This is a genomic window from Planctobacterium sp. AWM4_229, assembly GCF_056160305.1.
Genome location: NZ_JBSWWX010000015.1, coordinates 27,071 through 49,142 on the forward strand (window position 1 = coordinate 27,071; position 22,072 = coordinate 49,142).

General features: G+C 43.7%; 21 protein-coding genes. 4 read left to right on the plus strand and 17 right to left on the minus strand.

The features are described from left to right. Positions 1 to 7 precede the first annotated feature (7 nt). The 13 genes from dnaB to ACXAGP_RS21830 form a co-directional block, all read right to left on the minus strand. On the minus strand, positions 8 to 1,420 hold the full coding sequence (gene dnaB, locus ACXAGP_RS21770) for a replicative DNA helicase (RefSeq protein WP_338294059.1): 1,413 nt from the start codon (positions 1,418 to 1,420) through the stop codon (positions 8 to 10). 131 nt (positions 1,421 to 1,551) lie between these two features. Further along, positions 1,552 to 2,517 (minus strand): DUF4097 family beta strand repeat-containing protein, encoded by a 966-nt coding sequence (locus ACXAGP_RS21775; RefSeq protein ID WP_475263901.1) that lies wholly within the window; start codon positions 2,515 to 2,517, stop codon positions 1,552 to 1,554. 63 nt (positions 2,518 to 2,580) lie between these two features. After that, entirely contained in the window at positions 2,581 to 3,114 is a 534-nt protein-coding gene (locus ACXAGP_RS21780; protein WP_475263902.1) for a hypothetical protein, read from the minus strand. Then, complete coding sequence (locus ACXAGP_RS21785; RefSeq protein ID WP_475263904.1) at positions 3,107 to 3,673, minus strand: RNA polymerase sigma factor; 567 nt, start codon at positions 3,671 to 3,673, stop codon at positions 3,107 to 3,109. The genes ACXAGP_RS21780 and ACXAGP_RS21785 overlap by 8 nt, the downstream gene beginning before the upstream one ends. Before the next feature lie 259 nt (positions 3,674 to 3,932). Further along, positions 3,933 to 4,385 (minus strand): 50S ribosomal protein L9, encoded by a 453-nt coding sequence (gene rplI, locus ACXAGP_RS21790; protein ID WP_338294062.1) that lies wholly within the window; start codon positions 4,383 to 4,385, stop codon positions 3,933 to 3,935. A gap of 28 nt (positions 4,386 to 4,413) precedes the next feature. Then, complete coding sequence (gene rpsR, locus ACXAGP_RS21795; protein ID WP_229531161.1) at positions 4,414 to 4,641, minus strand: 30S ribosomal protein S18; 228 nt, start codon at positions 4,639 to 4,641, stop codon at positions 4,414 to 4,416. A gap of 22 nt (positions 4,642 to 4,663) precedes the next feature. Then, on the minus strand, positions 4,664 to 5,062 hold the full coding sequence (rpsF, locus tag ACXAGP_RS21800; protein ID WP_338294063.1) for a 30S ribosomal protein S6: 399 nt from the start codon (positions 5,060 to 5,062) through the stop codon (positions 4,664 to 4,666). Between the two features lie 209 nt (positions 5,063 to 5,271). After that, on the minus strand, positions 5,272 to 6,147 hold the full coding sequence (locus tag ACXAGP_RS21805; RefSeq protein WP_475263905.1) for a DMT family transporter: 876 nt from the start codon (positions 6,145 to 6,147) through the stop codon (positions 5,272 to 5,274). Positions 6,148 to 6,199: 52 nt separating this feature from the next. Next, positions 6,200 to 6,658, minus strand: coding sequence for an NfeD family protein (locus tag ACXAGP_RS21810; protein WP_475263906.1), 459 nt, complete (start codon positions 6,656 to 6,658; stop codon positions 6,200 to 6,202). Between the two features lie 27 nt (positions 6,659 to 6,685). Next, complete coding sequence (locus ACXAGP_RS21815) at positions 6,686 to 7,621, minus strand: SPFH domain-containing protein (protein WP_475263907.1); 936 nt, start codon at positions 7,619 to 7,621, stop codon at positions 6,686 to 6,688. 367 nt (positions 7,622 to 7,988) lie between these two features. Continuing rightward, positions 7,989 to 9,194, minus strand: coding sequence for a hypothetical protein (locus ACXAGP_RS21820; RefSeq protein WP_475263909.1), 1,206 nt, complete (start codon positions 9,192 to 9,194; stop codon positions 7,989 to 7,991). Positions 9,195 to 9,274: 80 nt separating this feature from the next. Next, complete coding sequence (locus ACXAGP_RS21825; RefSeq protein ID WP_475263911.1) at positions 9,275 to 10,039, minus strand: glycosyltransferase family 2 protein; 765 nt, start codon at positions 10,037 to 10,039, stop codon at positions 9,275 to 9,277. A gap of 85 nt (positions 10,040 to 10,124) precedes the next feature. Beyond that, complete coding sequence (locus tag ACXAGP_RS21830; RefSeq protein WP_475263913.1) at positions 10,125 to 11,096, minus strand: NAD-dependent epimerase/dehydratase family protein; 972 nt, start codon at positions 11,094 to 11,096, stop codon at positions 10,125 to 10,127. 150 nt (positions 11,097 to 11,246) lie between these two features. Here ACXAGP_RS21830 and ACXAGP_RS21835 point away from each other — a divergent pair, with 150 nt between their 5' ends. After that, positions 11,247 to 12,350, plus strand: a complete 1,104-nt coding sequence (locus ACXAGP_RS21835; protein ID WP_475263914.1) for an O-fucosyltransferase family protein — start codon at positions 11,247 to 11,249, stop codon at positions 12,348 to 12,350. Between the two features lie 155 nt (positions 12,351 to 12,505). On the opposite strand, the gene ACXAGP_RS21840 is transcribed toward ACXAGP_RS21835, so the two are convergent. The 4 genes from ACXAGP_RS21840 to ACXAGP_RS21855 form a co-directional block, all read right to left on the minus strand. Continuing rightward, positions 12,506 to 13,252, minus strand: a complete 747-nt coding sequence (locus tag ACXAGP_RS21840) for an ABC transporter ATP-binding protein (RefSeq protein ID WP_475263916.1) — start codon at positions 13,250 to 13,252, stop codon at positions 12,506 to 12,508. 15 nt (positions 13,253 to 13,267) lie between these two features. Then, positions 13,268 to 14,089 carry an ABC transporter permease gene (locus ACXAGP_RS21845; protein WP_475263917.1) on the minus strand — a complete coding sequence of 274 codons (822 nt, stop codon included), beginning with the start codon at positions 14,087 to 14,089 and terminating at the stop codon, positions 13,268 to 13,270. 33 nt (positions 14,090 to 14,122) lie between these two features. Beyond that, positions 14,123 to 15,184, minus strand: coding sequence for a glycosyltransferase family 2 protein (locus ACXAGP_RS21850; protein WP_475263918.1), 1,062 nt, complete (start codon positions 15,182 to 15,184; stop codon positions 14,123 to 14,125). A gap of 70 nt (positions 15,185 to 15,254) precedes the next feature. Then, positions 15,255 to 17,720 carry an STT3 domain-containing protein gene (locus ACXAGP_RS21855; protein WP_475263919.1) on the minus strand — a complete coding sequence of 822 codons (2,466 nt, stop codon included), beginning with the start codon at positions 17,718 to 17,720 and terminating at the stop codon, positions 15,255 to 15,257. A 721-nt stretch (positions 17,721 to 18,441) separates the two neighbouring features. Here ACXAGP_RS21855 and ACXAGP_RS21860 point away from each other — a divergent pair. From ACXAGP_RS21860 to ACXAGP_RS21870, 3 genes are all read left to right on the plus strand, one after another. Beyond that, the gene (locus ACXAGP_RS21860; protein ID WP_475263921.1) at positions 18,442 to 19,872 is read left to right on the plus strand and encodes a GMC oxidoreductase; all 1,431 of its coding nucleotides are present in this window, start codon (positions 18,442 to 18,444) and stop codon (positions 19,870 to 19,872) included. A gap of 44 nt (positions 19,873 to 19,916) precedes the next feature. Continuing rightward, entirely contained in the window at positions 19,917 to 20,939 is a 1,023-nt protein-coding gene (locus ACXAGP_RS21865) for a glycosyltransferase family 15 protein (protein ID WP_475263922.1), read from the plus strand. Between the two features lie 575 nt (positions 20,940 to 21,514). Beyond that, positions 21,515 to 22,072 (plus strand): O-fucosyltransferase family protein (locus ACXAGP_RS21870; RefSeq protein ID WP_475263923.1); only part of this gene is annotated, 558 nt, incomplete at its 3' end.

Sequence of the window (22,072 nt, forward strand, 5' to 3'; positions counted from 1 at the left end):
AAGTGTTTTATTCTTGTGGGAAATCAGTTGCTACCACCGGGGTATAATTGTCAAAGCGAGAAAACTTGCCTTGGAATGTGAGTCTGACAGAGCCGATAGGACCGTTCCTTTGCTTACCTATGATAACTTCAGCGACGCCCTTATCTGGTGAATTCTCGTTATACACCTCATCACGATAGATAAACATGATCAAATCGGCATCCTGCTCGATAGAGCCCGACTCCCTCAAATCTGAGTTGATGGGCCGTTTGTCGGCTCTTTGTTCCAAACTACGGTTAAGCTGAGACAGTGCGATAACCGGGACTTCCAGCTCTTTCGCCAACGCTTTGAGAGAGCGGGATATCTCGGCAATCTCCAAAGTACGATTATCGGAGAAAGCGGGGGCACGCATTAACTGCAAATAGTCCACCATGATCAGGCTAAGACCACCGTGATCGCGATGGATTTTCCTGGCGCGAGAGCGCACTTCCATCGGTGTTAAGCCGGAGGAGTCATCGATAAAGAGGTTGTTCTTTTCATCTAACTGTTTAACGGTATTTGAAATTCTGGCCCAATCTTCATCTTCCAATTGGGCAGTACGAACTCGGGTCTGATCCACACGGCTCAGAGAAGCCAACATCCTCATCATGATCTGTTCTGAGGGCATCTCAAGACTGTATACCAAAACAGGTTTATCCGAGCCCATCATGGCGTTTTCACACAGGTTCATGGCAAAGGTAGTTTTACCCATAGAAGGACGTGCAGCCACAATGATTAAATCAGAGCGCTGCAGGCCACTGGTCATCTTATCCAGGTCCGCGTACCCGGTAGACACACCGGTAATGTCTGCTCCTTGTTTGTTCAGAGTATCCAAACGGTCGATAGTGGCTTTGAGCACAGAATTAACGTCTTGCGGACCTTCGCTTTGGCTGGTGCGCTTTTCCGCAATCTGGAAAACTTTGTTTTCCGCCTGATCCAGAATCTCTGAAGACTCTAACCCTTCAGGATAGTAACTGGTTTCGGCAATATCATTAGCCGCACCGATAAGTTCGCGGCGAATCGCCCGTTCTTTGATGATGTTGGCATAAGCCACCACATTAGCGGCACTGGGAGTGTTTTTCGCTAGCTCAGCCAAATAGGCAAAACCGCCTGCATCTTCCAGTTCGTCTCGGTGCTCTAAGTCTTCGGAGACGGTAATCAAATCTACGGGTTTGGATTTTTCCAGCAAACGGATGATAGCGGCATAGATAATCTGATGAGAGCGGTTGTAAAAATCTTCCTGGATGACAATTTCAGCAACGCGATCCCATGAATCGGGCGCGATAAGCATACTGCCCAATACCGACTGTTCCGCCTCTATGGAATGAGGGGGGGTTTTGAGTTTCTCAACTTTGGCATCTTTTTCGCGCGCTGACTCGCCGCGTCCACCGACCGCTTTCACAATATACCTACATCACCTGATTGAATGGGCTCATTATCACTTATTCTGTCTTCAGCTACCAGTATTCTAAGCGATATGGCAATGAAAAAAGCCGACTCAATGGTCGGCTTTTGCAATAGAGATTACAGTACTCAGTTCTTGTGTGTATCCAGAACTATGCGGCCACTCACTGTGGACAGCTCCACTTTCGCTTTGCCACCATTAACGGCAAACTCTAACCAGCGACCAGGACCATATTTGGCTTTTTGCATACGATCATCTGTGATGCGATTGACGATATTACCACCGGCATGGCCCGTAATATCAAAAGACGCTGATACCTCTTTTTGCACTTCCAGATAGATACGTCCTGAAACCGTTGCCCCCTCTATTTCACCGCGCTCCATAAGTGTCAGGCTCACATCCATTTCACCATTTACTGAATCCATCCGCAATGAATCAACTTCCGCCAATTGTAGTTCAATACCGCCATTAACTGTTTCAACACTCACGTCTTTGATATTGCTGCGACTTTCGATGTTGCCATTAACAGACCCTAAGCTAAGCTTCTTACCGCTAGAGTTACGGTCACGGATTTTGCCATTGACGGTTTCCATATCAATATCGCCAGTCAAACTGTCCCCTTCGATTTTGCCGTTAACCGACTGCAACCCTATACGGCCACTAATATCTTCGGCTTCAATATTGCCATTAACCGTATTGGCATCCAGTCCACGCTCAAGTTTGCTGATTTCAGCATCGGCATTCACACCGCTGTAGGTAACATGGCTTTTAATGGGTACGAATATTTCCAGATTATCACCTCGACCACCAGAGCCCCAATTGCCACCGCGATTTTTGGGGAGCTTCACCTGGATAAGAATGCGGCCGTTACGCTCTTCAAAGATAAACTCTTCTGCTTTTTCGTCCAGCTCACCTTTCACTCTCACTTCCGCTTTATCCCAACCTCGTATATCGACATTGCCATTGACATGCTCGATTTCGACGTCGATATCGTTCTTCACTTGCAAGGTTTCATTAACCTTTTCTCCTGCCACCAGGGGTAAGGAAATCGTCATCACAAGTGCCAATAGGGGACTCAGTAATTTGTACTTCATAATCTACCTTCTCTTCTCAGGGGTAAAAACGTGAGATCTGTCATTTAACAAATCTATCAAACCTTAAATTTGCTGCCAAACTGGCGCATGTACTCTTTCAATCAATTCAAGCTGCTGCTGATGCACCTGTTGTAACATCTTAAGCAAGGTAATGTTATTAGGTTCATTCTCTAACGCGGCTTCGATTGCAGTGGCAGCCTGTTCTAATTCTTGCAACTGAGCTTGCCAGTTATCCGTTAACTCAGGTGATTCAGACATCGAAGCCAATAATACCGACTTTTGCTCATCGTGTTGTTGCATCATCCTCGCCACAAGCGACGAACTCACCTCGTTACTCGGCGTTTTCTGTAATCCGTTCCAACCGATAAGGGCAACCAAAACCAAACTTGCCGCCAACGCCATGGGCTTAGCAGGAAACCACTGAGACAAACTAATAACTTGCCCAGTAGTGGCGTCATTGTCGTTTTTTGCAGCCACCTTTTCTGCAGATGTTAAGGCAATGTCAATCCCTTGCCACAAGTCCTTTTCCGGCTGCATCTCAGTGGGCAAGGACTGTATTTTGTCCTGCAAAGTTTGCTCAAAATCTTTGTTACTCATAACCCATCCAATTTTTCATCAATTGCTTGGCTCGGTGAAACTGTGCCTTGCTAGAGCCAACCGCAATATTCATTCTCTGTGCAATTTCTTCGTGGCGATAACCTTCAATTGCATGCAATACAAACACGATTCTGGCGCGCTCTGGCAGGCGAACAATGATGGTATCCAAATCAATTTCGCCGGTTAACCCTTCACTTGGCATATCTGCCACAGCGCTGTCTTCCAGATTGAACATTTTTTGCAACCAGCCCTTTTGCTTACGCAGATAAGAAATGGCGACATTGGAGGTGACACTGTGTAGCCAGGTAGAAAACTTACTGTCCCCTTTAAAGTTATCCAGTTTTTGCCAAACCTGAATAAATACCTCTTGGGCCGCTTCTTCTGCGTGGTCTCTATCACCTGTTAGGCGATAACACAATGCATACACTTGTCCAATGTGTTGCTGGTAGATTTGCTGATAGGCAGCGCGATCTCCCTGCTGGGCAGAAGCGATTAGACCTTTCATGCGCTGCTCCATAATCACTGGCTCAGCATCTACAATATTGCTTTTCAACGTCAATGTTCGTTTTATCTGGTTTGTTTGATGAGTAAGACGCAGCTTAGATGATAAAGGTTTAAATGGAAATTTGAATTTTTTAAAAGTTTTTGAAAAATAAGAAAAAAGCCGCTAATACCGATTAGCGGCCAAGTTCAAGTTCAGAACACACAACTTGGGAAAAACGTCCCTGTTTAAAATAGAGACGTTTAAAGTAACTTTCTTATTCCCATAAAAAAACCGCTGACCAGGCAGCGGTTTTTAACAAGCTTCAAAGTGGCAATTAAGCTTCTCTGATAACCTGTAATTTAACAGTTGCAGTCACATCAGCGTGAAACTGGATATCGATTTCGAACTCACCAGTTTCGCGGATTGTGCCTGTAGGCAACTTAACTTCAGCTTTAGCTACTTCAAGGCCAGCAGCAGTGATTGCATCAGCAATGTCACGCGTACCAACAGAACCGAACAGCTTGCCTTCGTCGCCAGCAGGAGCAGCGATTGTTACTTCAGCAATCTCAGCCAGTTTTTCAGCTTTAGCATTAGCAGCATCAAGCTCAGCAGCGATTTTCGCTTCAAGCTCAGCACGACGTGCTTCGAATTTTTCAACGTTAACTTTAGTTGCAGGAACAGCCTTACCCTTAGGGAAAAGGAAGTTACGTGCATAACCAGATTTTACGTTTACAGTGTCACCTAAACCGCCCAGATTGGCGATCTTATCTAGTAGAATGATTTCCATCTTGCTACCTCTTTAATTTCGCCAAAAATTACTTGTGGCCGTCAGTGTAAGGCAATAAAGCCAATGAACGTGCGCGTTTGATCGCAGAAGATAACTGACGCTGATATTTAGCGCTAGTACCTGTAATACGGCTAGGCACGATTTTACCACTTTCAGTGATGTAGTTTTTCAACAAAGAAATGTCTTTGTAATCAATTTCCTGCACGCCTTCAGCAGTGAAACGGCAGAATTTACGACGTCTGAAATAGTTAGACATAATAAGTCTCCTTAATTTTAACTTATGCTTCTTCGGCGTTATCTTTAGCTTCTACTTTTTCAGCAGGAGCAGGACGCGCAGGTCTTTCGCGACTTTCTGACTGTTGCTCTTTAGCCATTGGAGATGGCTCAGTAACAGCAGCTTTAGTACGCATAACCATGTTGCGAAGAATAACATCGTTAAAACGGAAAGCAGTTTCTAACTCTTCAACGGCTTCTGGAGTAGCTTCAGCATTGATCAACACGTAGTGTGCTTTGTGTAGCTTTTCGATTGGGTAAGCCAGTTGACGACGACCCCAGTCTTCCAGACGGTGAATTTGACCACCATCGTTGGTCAAAATATTGGTATAACGCTCGATCATACCTGGAACTTGTTCACTCTGATCAGGGTGAACCATAAATACGATTTCGTAATGACGCATGATTGCTCCTTACGGTTGAGGCCTTGTACAGCACAGCCGGACTGCTTGAAGGCAAGGAACTAAAATAGTTGGCTGATTTAAGGGCGCGAAGTCTATAGAAAATACAGGCTATTAGCAAGGTTTATTTTTGAACAGCCACGAAACAGCTCTGTGACGTAGGGCGCGCATGAAACAAGCCCACCCTTTTTATTGCAAGAAACGGAATTCTATCATTCCAAAGCCACCAAAAATGCGACTCCACCCAGCGCCACTAATGACCAGAGCATCACTCGGCCGCTGACCTTCTCTCCCATGATACGCGCTACACCTAAGGATAAAATCACACTGGTCGCAAATAACGTTTGAACAATAGCCGCTTTGGTGTGGGTAAATGCCAACATCTGCAAAAACAAGGCGGCGAATGTACCAATAATAGTGGCACCGGCAAAGAGCAACCAGGTTTGTTTTAAATTCTCAGTTTTGGGTAGCCAGCGGTCTTTTTTAATTAACATTAACACTACAATAATCGCCATACCGCCTAATAAGCGGATCTGGCTAGCATTGGCCGGGTCGATATCGGTAGAAGTGAGTATGTCACGGCTAATCACGGCCCCAAAAGCCTGACAAATAGCTGCTAGTGCCGCGTAGACATAGCCGGTCATTTCAAAGTGTTCGACCTTTTGTTTTTTCTGCAATTTAATAACCATGTCTACCGACAAAATCACTACAGCTATTCCTAACCATTGCTGCCAGGTTAGCCACTCGGCAATCCAGGCCATGGCAAACAGAGCAGTAATGATGGGCGCCAGTGTTTCAGCCACTAAAATAGCCTGACTGTCACCAATTTTATTGAGAGCCTGAAAGAAAAAGGTATCGCCCAGACCAATACCAATCGCACCACTCAACAATAACCAAAAGACCTGGTTGTAAGTAAGGGTAAAATCAGGGTAGACAAACTGGGTAACGGCAAACAGGACGATGGCGGCAACGAGGCCTTTCCAGAAATTCAGTGCCAGTGGGGAGAAGCTTTTCCCCAAGATTTGAAACATGCGGGAGGCAACGGCCCAACACAAGGCCGTGCTCAATGCAGCAATTTCACCAATCAAAATTATCTCCGGTACATCCAGTCATATCAGGGCCGGGGATTGTAGCGTTGATTTAGTTTTCGTCAACCGCAGTAATATGCATAACGCCCACTTCGACATCAGTGACTTTTACCCGAGTACCCGCCTTCTCCTTGGTGGTGGATTTAAGCTGCCAATCAATACCAGAGAAGCGAAAATGTGTGGTTTTACCCGGCTCGACATCGTCTAACAATTCAAACTCCATATCGATTAAATCGCTTTTGGCTTTTTTGGTTTCGGTTTTTAGTTGCATGTCTTTCAGGGGTCGCCACAACACAGCAGCGCTTATAGCGGTGAGAATTGCGGTGCCCAGTACCGCATTTACCAGAGTTTCCGGCACGCCTAACAAAAACAGAATGCCCGTAGCCACCGCACCTAACCCAACAAAAAACAGGAAAAACGTCGCAAAGCCCAATACGACTATCTCTATAGCCAGTAAAGCCAAACCCAGTACAATCATGGTTTCAGCCATATGTGTTTGCATATATTCCATAGCAATACTCCCGGTTCAATGTAGCCGTTATTGTTTATTCAGGGTGTTAATAATGGCTGTCGCTTGAGCCACGACACTAGCGGCATCAGAGCTGCTATCTGGTAACAACACCACGGAAGATTCTTTGGCGATGGCTTGTTTCGCATCAATAGCTTTAGTGGCCAAGTCCAGTTGCACCGCTTTTTGGCCTTCGTCAGTATTGGCTGCGGTACCTACGGTAGTCAGAGCAGCTGCCTGAGCATCGGCCACAGCGATAATAGCCTTGGCCTCACCTTCTGCGCGCAGCACCTGCTCGGCTTTCTCACCTTCTGCCGCCAGAATTTGCGAGCGCTTTTCCCCTTCGGCGACATTAATAGCTGACTGTCTTTGTCCTTCAGACTCCAGGATCTGTGCCCGCTTCATCCGCTCCGCTTTCATCTGCGCTTCCATGGCATTCATTACCGACTCGGGCGGTACGATATCTTTAATTTCGTAACGCATCACCTGAATGCCCCATGGTGTGGAGGCTTCATTAATTTGCGACACTATACGTGCGTTCAAGGTATCTCGCTCTTCAAAGGTTTTATCCAGCTCAATTTTGCCCAATTCGGAACGCATAGTGGTTTGCGCAAGTTGAGTCACGGCGAATACGTAATCTTCCACGCCATATGTGGCCTTATAAGGATCTAATACGCGGAAATATAAAACACCATCGACGGTAAGTGAGATGTTGTCTTTGGTAATTGCCGACTGGCTGGGCACATCAACAGCCTGCTCTTTCAAAGAACGATTAGCTGCCACCTTATCAATGAAAGGAACAATAAAATTCAAACCCGCTTCTTTGGTGGATTGATACTTGCCAAATCGCTCCACAATGAACGCTCGGTTCTGGGGCACGAATTTAATCGAAGAGCGCAATATAACGATGATCAGAACCAGAATAAAAATCTGGGGGGTTAGCAGGTATTCAAAGACCATATCCATACATAAATTCCTTGAGCAACATAATAAGTAGACTCCAATATATACCCAAACTACCTCAAGATACCAGCTTCAGAGCTATCACAGCGCTTTCAGTACAAGGCGCACTTGAGATGGAATGTCGGCTACCTTTCAAACAAGTGCAACGAAGTAATGGAAGCGCTGTGAAGTTCCCGAAGGGCGGGGCTTAAAAGCATTTATGCGGCGTTAAATTGGTTCGACGTGAGAACAACCATGCCTTCTCCAATTTACCTTGCCTAAATCCTTTTATTCTCCCGCTGAAGTCGAGTATCTTGAGGTAGTTTGGGTATACAGAAGGAATAACAATCAGGTCAAATTTTGTAGCTAGATAATCGCTGCCGAGGGGTGCTCAGCGCCATGGGGCTTTTGCCAGCGCCTGGGAAATTGGAATATCCGGGTAATAGTTATCTCGCAAATAATGCACATATTTTAGCGTTCTGAAAGCATCAAACCAATCGCTGATGGCTTTCAAAAAATGGGTTTGTGTGTAATTTTGTTTTTGCCACTTAGCGCAGGTATTAAAAAAGCCAGCGCTATCTAAAAACGCCTTACTTTGTTCATTCACCACAAGGTTATCTTCGATGCTTGCCAAATCAGTTACTGAGGTTGCACCGAGAGTGGCAAGTAATGCTTTTAACTGCACAAATGTCTGTGGCTCGTAAACACAATAGCTATCTGCTTTGAGTTTATCCGATACAATCTGCTCAACGGCCGGTCCGGTGCCAAAAGGCACTCTTTGTGAGAGCCGTGATTGTATATTGACGACCGGCGAAAGTGCCTTGATCTTGTGGATTTTTGCCAGTTTATTGAGCAGATAAAAATCTTCTCCTGCCGCTCTTGTGGGGAAACCCCGAACTTTGCAGTAAGCTGTCATATCCACCAGCAAGCAGCTACCAATGGTATGAAACGCATAGGGAGAACCTGCGTATTGCAGCCCATCTACGTAGTACTGCAAACGCTGTTGATAGAGCTGAGTTGCGACATTTACCGACTCACTGTCTCCAGAGACATGCTCAAAACAGAACACACCCGCACTACAATCCGGGTCAAGATGCTTAGGTTTAAAATAATCAGCAGGCAATACCGAGTCAGCGTCAGTAGAGTAAATTTCCTGACTGATAACCGCTCCACTTTGAATGGCGGCGACTGCCACATCCATAGCTATTTTTCGTGCCAGCCCCACACCTTGTTTGTGAGGAATAGTTAAGCCTTCAGAAAAGCGGTCAATAATCAGCAAGGCACTGTCTGTATCGATTGGCGAAACAAGTGAAAGGTTCTCCTGTTGCGCTAGCAGTGCTCCTACCTCAAACGCTGCTTTTTGCAAGTTGACTTGAGGACTTACATCACTGTCATTATCAGGTTGATTGATAACCAGGATCACGAGTACTGAATTTTGCCGGCATTGGCTAATTACAGCTTTTAAGAATTCAGGGGATTCCCGATAAGCAGGAATGATCAAGCAATATTGGTATTGCTGCGGCACTAACTCAGACACAAGCCGAGACTCTGGCTCTGCGAACCGGGTTAGATATTGCTGAACGGCTTTTTCAGACACGGGATATTCTCATGGAAGCGGATACTTGAAAGAATTTAATGATCGTATAGCTGTTAGTCTTTCTATTGTGCAGGTCAAGCTTAAGAGGAGCTTTTATCACTGCCGCTGAGAAATTGCGGCAACTTGCGCAGCAATTTAAAAGGAATTGCAAGCCATCCATAACTAAGCTCATTCAATTGCCAGGCGTGTAAGTCTTCCGCAACAGATTTGAATTTGCTAAAAGCCTTACCTGAACTATTTCCCCCCGTGCGCATCTTCACTAAAAACTCAGGTAGATAAGTACAACTCACATCATGCTTCAGTAAAAAACGTAACATTAGCTCGTAATCCCCTGAAATGGCGAAAGATTTATCAAACAAGCCAAACTTTTCATAAACCTGTCGTTTAACAAAAAAAGCCGGATGAGGAGGGCACCACCCCGTTCTAAATTTGAATTTATGAAACGCCCCCGCTTTCCACACTCGCCAGATACGATTGGTATTCTCTCTTCTGACATACATCAAATCACCATAAATTGAATCGACATTACGGCGTTCGACTGTATCCATGACCTTGTCCAACACAAATTCATCAATATAAAAGTCATCAGAGTTGAGAATGGCTACGAACTCCCCCGAAGACAACAAAATAGCCTGATTCATCGCATCAAAAATACCGGTATCTTTACCTTGAATAAGCTTCACCCGGTCACCAAAAGACTTAATAATACTCAGGGTATTATCCGTCGAGCCACCATCAAAAATGATGTATTCATAATCTTCAAACGTTTGCATTAAAACGCTGTGGATGGTTTCGCTAATAGTGGCTTCGCTGTTTAAACAAACGGTGATAACTGATAACTTCATTGTTATCTCAGCATGCTCAGTTGTTTGCTATCGAGTAATTCAATCATTCCCGTTTTTCAGATTTGTTCTACGCAAAGTACTTTATTCAGGCACTGTGTCTGGAATTAACCTGCTTGGATATCCACTCATAAGTTCGCTCTAGGCCTGAATCAAGCGTGACTCGAGGTGACCAATTGAGTTTTTCGGCAATCAGTGTGTTGTCCGAAGTTCTCCCTCTGACCCCAATCGGACCTTGAATATGCATCAACCTCAATTCTTTCCCCGAAATATTCATATAGCGCTGGGCGAGTTCATTTATCGAAATTAATTGTTCAGAGCCAATGTTAACTGGTCCGGAAAAATCAGACGCAACCAGTTTACGCACGGCTTCAATACAATCGTCAATAAACAAAAAGGAACGGGTTTGCTCGCCATCACCCCATATCTCGATCGCTCCACCATCCTGCGCCATGGCTACTTTCCTGGCCAATGCCGCAGGAACCTTCTCCTTGCCGCCATCATAAGTTCCTTCTGGACCATAAATATTGTGAAACCTACCAATGCTAATATCCAGACCATAGTTGCGTTGAAACGACAAATATAGGCGCTCGCTGAAAAGCTTTTCCCAACCATATTCACTATCCGGAGCCGCTGGATATTCAGTACCTTCAGTACAATTGGGATTGTCAGGGTCTAATTGATTAAATTCGGGATAAACGCAAGCAGAGGACGAATAGAATACTTTTTTGGTTCCCTTTTTGACCATAGCCTTCAGAATATTCAAGTTGATCAACACAGAGTTGTGCATGACATCTGCGTCATTGTCCCCTGTAAACAAATAACCCGCCCCTCCCATGTCAGCAGCTAACTGGTAAACTTCGTCCACTTCATATCTGAAAAGGCTTTCGACAAATTTAAGTTCCCTCAAATCTCCGATGAAGAACTCATCTGCTGTAGTTTCCGAAAATTCGGGGTATTTCAGGTCAGCACCAATTACGGTATACCCTTCAGACTTTAGTCGGGTGACGAGATGACTACCGATGAATCCACCGGCGCCGGTGACAAGTGCTACTTTCATTTTGCCCTTTGTTATTATCTAATTATCAGCTTAATCTTAACCTTATTTCGGTTTAGAAAACTATATTTTCAACAAGTTAACTCTAAAAAACACCAGCTAGCCGCCTGTGATAACAGCATGGGGGAAGTATCGGAAACAGGTAGTTAATAAGTGACTGACACATCTAATAAGTTATTGTTCTGGAACGGAAGACAATGGGACAAATTTCTCATCATCGAAAATTATGATATCCAAGCCGGATTTTGCGCGCTAGTTGTCTTTGTACTGAATGGAATTAGAAAAGCCAGCGCTATCAATGCAATTCCCATTTTTGACTTTAACGGCCGCAATACCTGCTACTTCTATGATGAAAGTAAAGGAGATTCAATATGGGAGTATTTTTTCCAGCCAATCAGTCCCTTCAAGGTTCAAGAGGTAAAGCATTGGCTATCAACTGGAAAACTGAATCGAGATGATGTGGAGATAATGTCTGCTAAAGAGTTTGGTTATCTTCACCATCATGATCCTCATAGAATAGCAACATTTTGGGCATGGGAAGTTCCAAAGGACAAAGCACTGTGGATGCAGGAAAAGCGTCGTTTAGGTCGGGAGTATGTGAGAAATTATATTCGGCCCAAAAACGACATTTTAGTTAAAGTGGAACTTTTTTGCCGCAAAAAATTCTACGCGCAAAAAGTGTTTGGCGTCCATATCAGGGGGACTGACTTCGCTTACGCCAAGCCGATTGGCATTGCAGAATACTTTGTACATTTGGATGACCTTATCGATGATTTACCTCATGAAGACTATCGTATTTTTGTCGCTACAGACCAACAACAGTATTTAGACCAATTTATGTACCGTTATGGCAACAAAGTGGTGACATATAATGCGGCGCGCTCAACAAGTCATATCGCTCCATTTAGACTTGGAGGGATTAGCGGTTATCAGCGGGGAGAGGATGCCTTAATGGATATGCTCATTTTGTCTCGCTGTCAGCATATTATTAAAGGTCCTGCAGCCTTAGGAGAAATGGCCACATGGTTTTCAAACCACTGTAACGTCATTGACTTAGGGCTAAAGAGTGAATTTAAAGATAAAGGCTATGCTCAACTTACGAGCGCCTACGCTGAGCTGAATATAGACCAGAAAAGCCAGCGAGAAATCCGCGCTCACAAGATGAAAGAGAGATTGGTCAAACAGCTGTTCAGTTGGAAACTAGTCTCCTACTTTTATAAACGTGTTGAACTTGTGAGGCGTTGGTTGCTGCACTGACGCTTCTGTTGTTCTATCCGGCGATAGGTGATTCAACTGCAATGTATTCCCGGACAACACAATATCATTGCTCGCTAGTCCGTTAATGATAATAGAGTGCTCTTTTCAATATTCACAGGTACAATAAAATCAAACTTCATCAGGCTTGCTATTACTCACTCAGCAACCTGATTCTGTCCATAATAAAGCGCGTGAATTGTTTGATAATCTCCTTGTTGGATTAACCGCCCATTTTTAATCAACAAGGCATCACTGCACAATCTATTCAATAATTCGACGTCATGGCTAACGACGAGAATAGTTACACCATTTTTAGCTAAATATTTTAATCTTCGAATAGATTTTTCGCGAAAGCCTGCATCGTTAATCGATAAAACTTCATCCACAATCAAAATATCGCGGTTTTGGTGAGTCGCCACAGCAAAAGCAAGCCTGGTGAACATGCCCGTGGAATACCGTTTCATCGGTGTGTCCAAGTAGTCATTAATCTCGGCAAAATTGACAATATCGTTGAATCGAAGTGCGAGTTCTTTCTTGCTGAACCCCATTAGTGTTGCGTTGAGGTATATGTTTTCTCTGCCCGTTAATTCCGGGTGGAATCCAACACCGGCCTCCAACATGGGGGCAACTGTGCCTCGAAGCATGATTTCACCTTCGGAAGGATCAGAAATCTCGCTTATCAACCGAAGTAAAGTAGATTTACCGGACCCATTGTCCCCCATAATGGCCACAATAGAGCCTCGCACAATGTCGATATCCATATGTCTGATAGCCCAAATCGTTTGGGTTTTCCTACGAAAAGGAAAGGATCGCGTTGAGTCTTTCTTGTTTACCTCCTCTTGGACCAACGGAATGCGATAGCTTTTCCCAAGGTTGCGAACTTCAATAACGTTATTAGGCAATTCCACTTCCTACTCTCAAATGATGTCCGCAAATTTTCGCTCGTTCGAGCCAAAAACGTAAATTCCACTTATAAGAAGCAACACTAAAGAAACCCCTCCCGCTAACAGACAACTCATATCGGGACGAAACGTCTCACCTAAAAGACAAAAACGCATCATTTCGATGATGGCAACGAGTGGATTGAGGCTATATAACAGTTGCCATTGTTCCGGTACACTGTTGATGGTAAATGCAACGGGACTGACAAACATCGCTAACCGCAAAAGATAGGGTACCAGAGTCCCAATATCCCGCTTAAACACGTTAAGTGTTCCAAGCCATAATCCGAGTGAAAAATTTAACAATACAAGCGCTGCAAATACAACAGGGATCCAGAGTAAATTCAAAGTAAAGGGAATATTAAAATACACCATAAAACCAAATAACACGCCTAAATTGATAACCGGTCCTAATGCGTTTTTCAGGGCCGCGTTAATCAGAAATACGATTCGTGGAAAACTGGATCTGACGAGGATATCGGCGTCATCGAGTAGACAGGTAGTTCCTTTGCTTACAGAGCCGGAAAAGAACTCCCAGCAAACCAGGGCAGATAGTGCGATGAGGATATAAGGAACCCCATAATCGGGAAAATTTCCAATGTGTTCAAAGACAAATATTATGGTCAATGCCATTGCAACAGGTTGTATTCCCACCCAGCCTATACCGAGCAAGGTCTGCTTGTACGTTACCATGAGGTCTCTCTTCATCAAGAGAAAAAGCAGCTCTCGCGTTTGCCATATCGTGGCTAAGCTGACGTGCCTAAAACGCTTGTCATCATGACGAATAATTTTTTTCATTGGGAATTTATAATGTACTCAAGTTATTGTTTATCAAAGATAAGGTTTACCCAAAAGCGTTTTTATTCGATAACGCACAAACCTCGCGGCATTATACAAAGCACCTTTCAAAGACATCAGGATAATTTGAAAAATTAGTAAAATCCTGTGACTCCTTTTATTCAGAACACCCAGACTTCGATGACCGCCGCCAGCCTGCACAGGTTTAGCGTGCCCTTCTTCAAATGCAACATCACCTAACCCCCAGTTATGCCCATTAGGGTTTAGAGTGGGCTTATCAAAAGACTTAGACCAGTCTGGATTCAATTTCCGATGGCTATGCCTTAATTTAAAGCCAACGTTAATATGCTCAAGGTGAAAAAAATGATACCCAAACACTTTGCCGATATTAACCACCGGGTATTTCTTGATCAGTCGGGTTGCAAGATCGACATCCATATACCAGTAATAAATCAATCTCTCATCATAACCACCTATATCTTGCCAAAGTTTTCGATGCATCATCAAAATACCTACGGCAGAGGCCCAGTAACAAAAAGGAAGTTCTTCGCTGAGGTTCAAACTCTGATAGCGAGAAATGGCAAAATCTAAATCATCTAACCCCGGCTTTTTAGCAACAAAACTATAAGGCAGTTGCTTTCGGGCGGCGAACATGTAGGTATTTTCCAAATCGAAATCGACTTTGGATTTGCCCTCAACAGCGTTGAAAAAGTTGAGCAGGAAGCTTTTTGTTACCAGCGTATCTTGATCAATCCTACCAATAAAACTGCCCCGGCTCCTTTTGGCGGCAACATTCAATGCAATGACTTCCCCAAAGGGACTATCTTTTTGCAGCTCATTTGCCATGGCTAACGGAACCATAACAAAACGAGTTATTGCCGCAGCTTGCTCTGTAAGCTCAATAACGTCCGCAATAGGGGTTTCACTGCCCCAGTCAGTCACGACGACTTCAATTTCACTTTGCCGATTGAGTGCGTATATATTTTGGCACACATAATTAATACTGGTGGCGAGACGCCACATAGGATCTCCCATGTAATCATCATTTCTGGAACAAATGATCAAGGAAAGACGGATGTTGTCGTCAGGCAACAAATGGATATCCTTAGCTTTAGGCAAAAGTCGATAGTTTGGATAATCCCCAACAACTTTGTCAACGAAGAAGTTAGTTCTGGGGCAAAAACGGTAATTTTCTCTCTTTAAATGTGGCCTCAGGCACCTTTAACGTAGCCTGTAAAACATATTTATCGTTGCCTTTTTTACGAACCCACAACTGGTATTCACCTGTAGCGATAATGTCACTGTGGGGTAAATCTTTGTCGGTAGAATACGGCACAACAAATTCAAAATAGCCTCGCTCATCAGCCACGCCAGAACGTTTATAAACAAATTGACGCCCCGTCGTCTTGCTGTAAAGCTGCAGCCTTGCTTCAATCAGGTCGCCAGGCGTAGCATTACCATTTATTGTGGTTCCTTTTACCACTTCATAAATTTTAATCGCAGACAGTATTTTGCCGTCGTAAAGATAGCCACTACTAGTCTCGACCACATCTGCCGCCATCCATTTTTCATAGCGTTCAAGCTCTTCAGAAGTTCCAATTGGAAAAACCTTGGGAACATAATGGTAATTCTCCGTTTCAGATTGTTCCGACGCTTGCAAAAAGCCAGCAGAAAATGATTGTTCCGCACTTTCATAAACCATTCGATAGTGACTGAGCTTATTTCCGTCTTTGGCATACAATCGAGTGAGTATAGAGTTTTGGTGAGTATCATCCAAAGTAACGTAAGGCACCTGTTTACCATTGACGGTCAATGTCCCTCGTTTAACTGCGCTTACCGGATTGTCTGTAAACTTTGATTTTGCGTGGATCAACGGACCATATGTATCTTTATCTACAATGACGTATCGAATAGCCCCGTCACCGCTGGAACGTTGAGACAAAACATCCAGCGACTCCTGCTCATTTTGAGCTAAAAACCACTGAGGTGTGTAAGTGGTAGGTAAACTACTCCAGACAGGAATACGATTGCCATGTGAAGCGACGATATTACCGAAATCCCAAGCAACCAATACACCATAATCTTGCATCTCCCTGCCTTCAAAATGCTCTGAGCCGAGAACATTAGTTAATGGCGTTCTCGCAGGTTGTGGTGTGTTTTGTTTAAGCCATGCCAAAGAACTGTACCAGTCGTTGGAATAGATGGTCATCGCAGTCAACTTTGATTGATCAACCCAAGGCAACGAAACAATGTTTAAAGGGTAAATGGGTAATACCAACATCCCAAAACCAATGGTGTACCCCGCAATTCTGGAAATAGTATTGTTAAAAATGTAAAAAGGTAATATACGTGGAATAATTATTAATCTTAGCGAATAAACCACAAGCGCAGCATTGACAGCAACGAATACGGGGACGAGATAGTCAAAATCACCGGAACTCCACCATATTACAAGCCAAAGTCCCCCCAACACTAAGGGCACAAGCGCAGCTACTGACATTTGACGCTGTTTAACCAACATCGGAATTAATAAAAATGCCGAAATAGCCAGTATTCCAACAACACCAAACTGCGTTAAGAACGTAGTGAGCGACACCGCTTTTTCTTCGTGTATCAGGTTTACCGACGGACTAAATACCAAATTAGACAAAAACCTCCCCAGCTCCGTAAAGTAAGCCAAAGACGCCGTACCAATAAACGCAAACACCGAGATGCAAATAGAAACAACTTTCGCCACCAAGTCATTTGTCAGAGTTTGAAAAATTCGCATATACGCGCAGGCACCGACGATCAATAACGATGCCCCAATAATTAACAGCGTTTCACGCTTAGTCAGGAGAACAGCCAACAGTAAGACAATACCGTAACAAGCACTCGCACTTGTCACTGCTGTGATATCTCCTCGAGTGATCACGGTAAAGTTCCAGCAAACTAACAGTGCTACCATCACTAGTAAAAATGGTAACGCAGCGCCTTGCCATGTATGAAACAACAAAATCAAGGGCAATGATGCGATTATTGCCCCTTTCCACAACACAGTAGCTGATTGCTCACTTTTTTTATTAAGCAAACTCACAAGGCCCAACGCAATGGCCAATGATAAGCAATATTCTGCTGCGTGATGATCTACAAATCCGAGTACAGAACGATCCAAAGATTTTCCGGGATAAAGAAAAAAGAACAGGGCAGCCAAAAGTGCAATGCGGGTATTAACGAGTTGCCGAACAAGTAAAAATATCAGTAAACAGGAAATCACTGATAAAGTCGGTGTAAGCCAGCTTGCCACGAGCGCAATGTCGTTTAACGACGCCCCCTTCCCAAAAATCAACAGAACGGCAGTAGAGATTGTCAAACCAAATAAGCCTGTGGCCTCATTTGGCCTGGCTTCCGGGTAGCTTGCACCGATATCTAAACGCTGAATTTCAGGGTAATTATCAAGCGTGTACTTTGCGTGGCGTAAATGAAATAGCGAATCCACACCAAGCAATTTTACCTGGTTCAGATCGGAAAAAATATAATCATACGCAGGCCAGATACGAGTACCAAAAACAGCAATAAGCAAAAATAATAGCGCCATCAGGCTCATCAATTTTGCTGCTTTTTGGTTCCGGATGTGTGCTGATTGGTTCATGACTATGAGAAATCCAGGCAGTTTATTAATATTAAGAAGTGTCTTCCGTAGTTAGCAAGGAAAATAACGAATGGAAGGTGAAAGATTACTGATGCTGTTAATACCAAGTACCAAGCCTATTTTAATCAAAATATCAGGTTTCAGTTGACGCCATCAAGAGCCTTGCAAGAAAAACAGACGATGAGCTTTACCAATATCACAAAGACAAACTTCAACAAGACTTGGTTTTCTTTCCTCTAGGGTCATGGGTTAAAGCTGTTTGCAAAAACTTAACTTTTACGCCCCCTTAAATGATGCCCATTAGGAAATTATGGACGCCGAATTTGACCCGCAGTGACGGATTCGACAATTAAAGTAAGATTTGCTGTCCGATATGTGGTCCCCGCTACCAACGTAGCAGCTGAACAATAGACATATCCTGCCATAAATAGTAGAGTCGTGGCACTAAACCTATTGAAATATATATAAAAATGCTGCACATCTCACGACGACGGTTACTATTAGGGGGCTTATCATTGGTGGGATTGACTGCCTACGGTAGGACGTTGCAGGCAAAAGAGCTCAACAACGAGGTCATTGTCTTCAATAACTGTTTTCTGCGCCCTGAAGATTTAAAAAGTACTTTCAATAACCTATAAAACTGCCATGAAAAATCCGAACTAGTTGTTTGCTCAATATCAAACATATCCTATTTGGTCTAACAACACATCAATGGTGATACATGATAATCGACGCCATGAAAGATAATTTGGTTCCTTCAATACGTAAACATTACGATGTTTGCATTTGTGGAACCGGGCCTGCGGGATTGACCTTAGCCATTTCACTGGCAAATCAAGGCTACAAAATAGCACTCATTGAGGCCGGCGGTGTTGCCGCGAATGAATCGAGGCAAGACCTGTATGAAGGTCAAATTCATAAGCTGTATTATCCCTTATCCACTTCCAGACTTCGCTATCTGGGCGGCACGTCAAATCATTGGGGAGGCGAAACCAGACCTTTAGATGCACGAGATTTTGAATCTTTATCTTATCATCCACTGAATGAATGGCCTATCAGCAAGTCAGAACTCGACAAATATGCAGTGCAAACAGCAAAAATCTTAGATCTCGCAGCACCAATACCTCAACAAGATCTGTTTTATGGCAAAACCACTAATTTTGAACCGATAAGGCCAGGCTTTCGTCAAAGCCCCCCAACAAGGTTTGGCACTAAGTACTATGATAGGGTGCGCGAAGATTCAAATATCGATCTTTATTTAAATCTAAATCTTGTTGATATCCACTTAAAGGCTGAACTGGATTCCGTAGATTCTTTTATTACCAGGACATACAAAAACAACACCGAGCACCAAATCAGAGCAAATAATTTCGCTCTGTGTTGTGGGGCCCTGGAAAATGCCAGAGTTTTACTACTTTCTGACAAGCAACTCATGCAGGGAATAGGAAATCAATACGATCAGGTAGGCCGATATTTTTGTGAACATATCGCAGTACCCATCGGACAGGCGGTATTAAGAGAGCCAGCTATGAAAGAGCTTTTCTACGTTGTTAATGATGCCTTTATGCACTCTCAAAAATGTCTTAGTTTCCTTGTAAGTGTAATATCTTCAAAACAGCTGGCCAACGTAACCTTTATAGAACGATTATCAAAATTAGTACAAGAAACTCTATCCGGTGGAGACGAGTCACTGATTAGCGTTGTCCTGCAACAATCCTGCGAGAAAGATAATCGAGTAACCTTATCCGAGAAAAAGGATAGTCTTGGATTAAAACAAATTGCATTACACTGGCAAGAATCAGAGCTAGATAGACATACATTGCGTGTAGCGGCCATTGAATTTGCCACCGCTCTGGCGAAATACGATGTCGGTCGAATGCAAGTTTATGACCATATAATGGATAGAAATATGGCCCACCCATACGAATACATTACAGGAATGGACCATCCAATGTGTACGACGAGAATGAGCGGCTCTCCCGCAACAGGTGTGGTAGACAAGAATTGTAAAGTATTCGGTTTAGATAACCTATTTATTGGTGGGAGTAGTGTTTTTTCAAGTGCAGGGGTTTCTAATCCGACTTATACTATTGTGCAACTCGCATTAAGGCTCAGCGATCATATTCACCAAAAGATAAGAGCAACAGTCTGATTAACCAATAATTCTCACAAGTAACCGTCAAATAACAAGCTTACATGAAACCCTGTATTGTCTACCTCGCTCAAAACACGCCAAAAGATCCTCAATATGGCCGCGATTCGCGCGCCATGCTAGAGAGAAGTCTCGACCTGTTATATAAAAACTATAATGAGACATTTCGACAAGATATTTTAATTTTTCACGAGGGCGATTTTGACTTAAAAAGCCAGGAAGCGGTCAAAAAAGGACGACAAGAAATTCAATTTCAAGAGATTCAATTTGAGCTCCCTTCCTTCCTGAATCCATCGGAAATTCCAGAAAAATGGGGAGGTACATATGGGTTCGGTCACCGACATATGGCTCGCTTTTTCTATTATAGTATTTTTCATATCCTCGCTGAACTGGGTTATGACTGGTTTATGCGTCTCGATGACGATTCATTTATCCACTCCAGAATTGACTATAATTTGTTTGAATTTATGGCTACCAATGAATATGACTACGGCCACAGAGCAATACTTAAAGAGCCCTTGCGTCCCACTTACGGTTTCTCGGAAATGGTACTGGCCTATATAAAAGCAGAGCGCATCAAGCCAGTGTCGTTTTTTGAGCAGTTTGATAAATCGATAGTAGTAAACAACGAGCATTTCTCGTTCAAAGGGCGTGTTAAAAAACTAATCACAAATAGCATCGACAGGCTGTCGGCAAAACTACATCACGATTTGAATAACTGGCCAGCAGCCACTGAATGGAACAGACTAACGTATTATAATAACTTCTTAATTACGCGAATCGGATTCTGGTTACAACCTGAAGTTCAGTCCTTTTTGGGTTACTTTGATAGAGTAGGCGGAACCTATAAATATCGATGGACCGATCATATAGTGCAAACCGCTGCCATACAGATTTTTATGGATAAAAGTAGAATCCACCATTTCAAAGACTTTACCTACGAACATGCCACAATTAAAAATGGCAAACTGGAATGGGGAGGAATATTCCCCGGCTCAGATGATACTGACTGCGAAGCTGTAAAATCCTTCAAAAAAGAATACGGCAAACTCATTGCCAACGAGTAACATGCCGTACTACGAAGATATAGAAAAAGCAGGTTCCAAGGCGCTTACATTGTTAAAACATGAATAATGAAATCAGCGAAAATTTGCCGGATAAACACACTCGAACAGCAACAACCTTGGGCTTTAATTAGATGAAACGCTTTTTTGTCATAGTTGAGAGAGACGCGGGGTTATTCTCACTAATTCAGCAAGTTATAGCCAACATCCCCAGGGCACTAAACGATCGCAAAATCCCAGTGGTATATTTTGCTAAGCATTGTTGTTATTGGGTTCCTGAAGGGTATTACGGCAAAAATAATGTTTGGGAGTACTATTTCGAACCCTTAGTTACCAAATGGGACACCGATACTCTTCCAAAGGAGGTTAGAGAATTCGCCTGTGAATTCCCTGCAAGGCCAGATTCAATTGGGATAAGCTATAGGACAGATTTTTACCTGAGTAGCAATTTCGGCGACCACTCTGAATTGAGGAACGACTGCTTGCAAATCCCCTTTAAATGGCGTGATCCAGACCAATGGTTGAGGCACACTTGCGCACGACTAATTCAAGAATTTATTCGCCCAAGAAAAATTTTATTGGAACGCGTTTCCGATTTCGCTGAGCACCATTTTGAAAACAAGAAGATTATCGGTTTACATATCAGAGGGACAGATGCGGTTTCATCTGCTGAACCTCGAATGTTCCGCAAGAATTCGCTGGTTATTGAGCGATATTTACAGCAAGTAGCCGTCGAAAAGCAAAACTGTCCTGAAGCAAAAATCTTCGTGGCCACAGACTCCAAACACAGCCTCGAAGCAATAAAAGCAGAATACGGCGAGGATGTGTTGAGTTATTCCAAAATAATGCATGACGCTGGACCCGCCGCGGGCAAAGGTCCCACAGGTGCGCTCATGCCATCTTACGTAGCGAGTTGCGCCAGCAACGCTGTTGAAAACGGTGCGGAGGCAGTCGTGGACTATTTATTGTTACGGCGCTGTGATGTCTTGATACACAACGGAGCAAGCTTGGCTCGCACGGTACTACTCAGTGAGCCTGATATGCCTCATATCAATACTCACCGGCCAAATTGGAAAACGCGTATAGCCGGGATGTCTGTGACTCCCCGAGCATTGCGAAGGGCAATGCAAAAACTG

Bases quoted from the DNA above. Each gene is read 5' to 3' on its own strand.
- ACXAGP_RS21830 (WP_475263913.1), bottom strand. From the start codon at position 11,096: ATGAAAGTAGCACTTGTCACCGGCGCCGGTGGATTCATCGGTAGTCAT.
- ACXAGP_RS21810 (WP_475263906.1), bottom strand. From the start codon at position 6,658: ATGGAATATATGCAAACACATATGGCTGAAACCATGATTGTACTGGGT.
- ACXAGP_RS21815 (WP_475263907.1), bottom strand. From the start codon at position 7,621: ATGGATATGGTCTTTGAATACCTGCTAACCCCCCAGATTTTTATTCTG.
- ACXAGP_RS21855 (WP_475263919.1), bottom strand. From the start codon at position 17,720: ATGAACCAATCAGCACACATCCGGAACCAAAAAGCAGCAAAATTGATG.
- rpsF (WP_338294063.1), bottom strand. From the start codon at position 5,062: ATGCGTCATTACGAAATCGTATTTATGGTTCACCCTGATCAGAGTGAA.
- ACXAGP_RS21780 (WP_475263902.1), bottom strand. From the start codon at position 3,114: ATGAGTAACAAAGATTTTGAGCAAACTTTGCAGGACAAAATACAGTCC.
- rpsR (WP_229531161.1), bottom strand. From the start codon at position 4,641: ATGTCTAACTATTTCAGACGTCGTAAATTCTGCCGTTTCACTGCTGAA.
- rplI (WP_338294062.1), bottom strand. From the start codon at position 4,385: ATGGAAATCATTCTACTAGATAAGATCGCCAATCTGGGCGGTTTAGGT.
- ACXAGP_RS21845 (WP_475263917.1), bottom strand. From the start codon at position 14,089: ATGAAAAAAATTATTCGTCATGATGACAAGCGTTTTAGGCACGTCAGC.
- ACXAGP_RS21825 (WP_475263911.1), bottom strand. From the start codon at position 10,039: ATGAAGTTATCAGTTATCACCGTTTGTTTAAACAGCGAAGCCACTATT.
- ACXAGP_RS21775 (WP_475263901.1), bottom strand. From the start codon at position 2,517: ATGAAGTACAAATTACTGAGTCCCCTATTGGCACTTGTGATGACGATT.
- ACXAGP_RS21865 (WP_475263922.1), top strand. From the start codon at position 19,917: ATGAAACCCTGTATTGTCTACCTCGCTCAAAACACGCCAAAAGATCCT.
- ACXAGP_RS21860 (WP_475263921.1), top strand. From the start codon at position 18,442: ATGATAATCGACGCCATGAAAGATAATTTGGTTCCTTCAATACGTAAA.